Genomic DNA, 1853 nt, shown 5'->3' with positions numbered 1-1853 from the left:
CGAGGCGGCATAGGATATCAACCGTATTCCAGATTCCAGGACGCCGGGCCGACTCACTTCGGATCGGGCGCTACACCAACTTTCTCGACATTACCGGATTTACCTTCGTTTATTCGCTATCTATTTTTTGTTTCTACTGGTAATTTAGTTGCCCATCATTTTTTAATGGCATTAGATTTATTTGCACAAATTTTTGCTCAAGAGCAAACATCCCACTCACGGTCGAAAATCGGCCGTGAGCAGTAGGTCATTAACCGGGAGGAATGCCCTACCAAATTGATGAGAATATCCTTAACCCATCGGTGGTTGGAAGCGTAATGTTCTGACGACCATATTTGAATTTGCGCGCAGATCGTAGGCATCAATTCACCCAAATCGCCTGAGGCCACCACAAAGGCGCCTGTCCCCTTTGTGGTGGTGCTCCCCCGGCGCTACAGCAGATGTTCCTCGATAAAGATCGCGATGCCGTCTTTGTCGTTACTCGCGGTTACAAAGTCGGCGGCGGCACGGGTGGCGTCGCTGCCATTCGCCATGGCCACGCCCACGCCGGCGTCAGCCACCATGCAGGTGTCGTTATCGGCATCGCCAAACACGCAGATGTCCTGGAGCTCCATGTCGTTGAGCTCCGCCACGCGCCCAAGGCCGCGCGTCTTGGACACGCGCGGATCCATGAACTCATAGAGCCGCTGCGTGGTTTGCAGAGCCGCCGCCTTAACAGTGTCATCGGCAAACGTCGACGCCCGCTCAATCACTCGCGGCATTACCTCGGGCGCCATGGTAAACATCACCTTGGGCTGCGGCTCGCGCAAAAACTCGGCAAAATCGACCACCTGGTAGGGCACGCCGTCGACGCGCGACAGGTGCTCGACGCACGCGTTGCTCTCGGGCACGTAGAACACGCCGTCTCGGGGGCAGACGGGCGTTGCCGGCAGGTCCGCCATGTGCTTGCAGATGCGCGCGATGGTCTCGCCCGGCAGCGGATAGCTCAGCTCGTTGATGTCGTGTGCACGGTCGATGACCTCGGCGCCACCGCAGCCCACGAGTACGTCCACCAGGCCTTCGATGCCCCAGAGCTCGTACATGGCCTCGGTCGCGTGGGCGTCGCGCCCAGTGCACAGGCCAAAGAGCACGCCACGCTCGCGCAGGGCACGGATCGCCGCCACGGTGCGCGGGGACACCATGTGCTGGCTCGTGAGCAGCGTGCCGTCAATATCACAGAACACGGCTTTGATGTGGCTGAAGGTGGTGTCCATGGGGGGCCTTTCTGGGTTGCGCGGCGGTGTGGGGTGTGGTCGGAAATGGTGTACATGGTATACCAAGGCGCAGGCCGTTGGGGCCCGATCGCCACAAAGGGGCCTGGCCCCTTTGTGGTGGCTTGTGGTGCTCGGGCCTCAGCGCAATCCATCACAACATTCGACGTTTTTCGGCAAAATCGCGATTTTCATCGAATGTTGTGATGGTTTTTACTGCAAAGCAAAAACCACCACAAAGGTGTCTGGCCCCTTTGTGGTGGAAATGACGTTTGCCCAGGTAAAACCTGCCAAAATAAACCTGTCCCGTTTTAGCAGGTTTTAGGCCAGGTGGTCTTGGATGAGATCGCAGATGGCTCGGGCGTCGTTGATGTTGATGGCTCGGGTCGCAAAGCCGGCGTCGAAGGCCTGACGCGCCAGGGCCTCGTTGCAGGCAAGGGCCAGCGTGTGACCGTCGACCAGGTCGAGCGAGCTCTTGCCGCGCAGACGGTCGACACCGGAGCGCGCGACCACGATGTTGTCGAAGCCCTCGGTCTTGTAGCCCTCGATGATCACCACGTCGACATCGTTGTAACGCGACAGCAGCTCGCGCGCGGGCATCTC

General features: G+C 58.8%; 4 protein-coding genes. 2 read left to right on the top strand and 2 right to left on the bottom strand.

All coding sequences use genetic code 11. The features are described from left to right. A partial coding sequence (locus tag ARB25_RS10225; RefSeq protein ID WP_216595107.1) for a hypothetical protein occupies positions 1–246 on the top strand: 246 nt, incomplete at its 5' end. Positions 247–431: 185 nt separating this feature from the next. Here ARB25_RS10225 and ARB25_RS04175 read toward each other — a convergent pair. Next, the gene (locus ARB25_RS04175) at positions 432–1253 is read right to left on the bottom strand and encodes an HAD family hydrolase (RefSeq protein WP_055286030.1); all 822 of its coding nucleotides are present in this window, start codon (positions 1251–1253) and stop codon (positions 432–434) included. Between ARB25_RS04175 and ARB25_RS09975 the strand changes: the two genes are divergently transcribed. Then, positions 1252–1575, top strand: a complete 324-nt coding sequence (locus ARB25_RS09975; RefSeq protein WP_156327676.1) for a hypothetical protein — start codon at positions 1252–1254, stop codon at positions 1573–1575. The two genes, ARB25_RS04175 and ARB25_RS09975, sit on opposite strands and share 2 nt — an antisense overlap. On the opposite strand, the gene ARB25_RS04170 is transcribed toward ARB25_RS09975, so the two are convergent. Then, a partial coding sequence (locus tag ARB25_RS04170; protein WP_172676316.1) for a molybdopterin-guanine dinucleotide biosynthesis protein B occupies positions 1572–1853 on the bottom strand: 282 nt, incomplete at its 5' end. The genes ARB25_RS09975 and ARB25_RS04170 overlap by 4 nt on opposite strands.

The sequence above is a fragment of the Collinsella aerofaciens genome, from assembly GCF_001405375.1.
GTDB classification, from domain to species: domain Bacteria; phylum Actinomycetota; class Coriobacteriia; order Coriobacteriales; family Coriobacteriaceae; genus Collinsella; species Collinsella aerofaciens_F.
This window is presented reverse-complemented; position numbering and strand designations above follow the sequence as displayed.

Excerpts from the sequence above, each read along its gene's own strand:
- ARB25_RS09975 (WP_156327676.1), top strand. The coding sequence starts at position 1,252 with ATGGGGGGCCTTTCTGGGTTGCGCGGCGGTGTGGGGTGTGGTCGGAAA.
- ARB25_RS04175 (WP_055286030.1), bottom strand. The coding sequence starts at position 1,253 with ATGGACACCACCTTCAGCCACATCAAAGCCGTGTTCTGTGATATTGAC.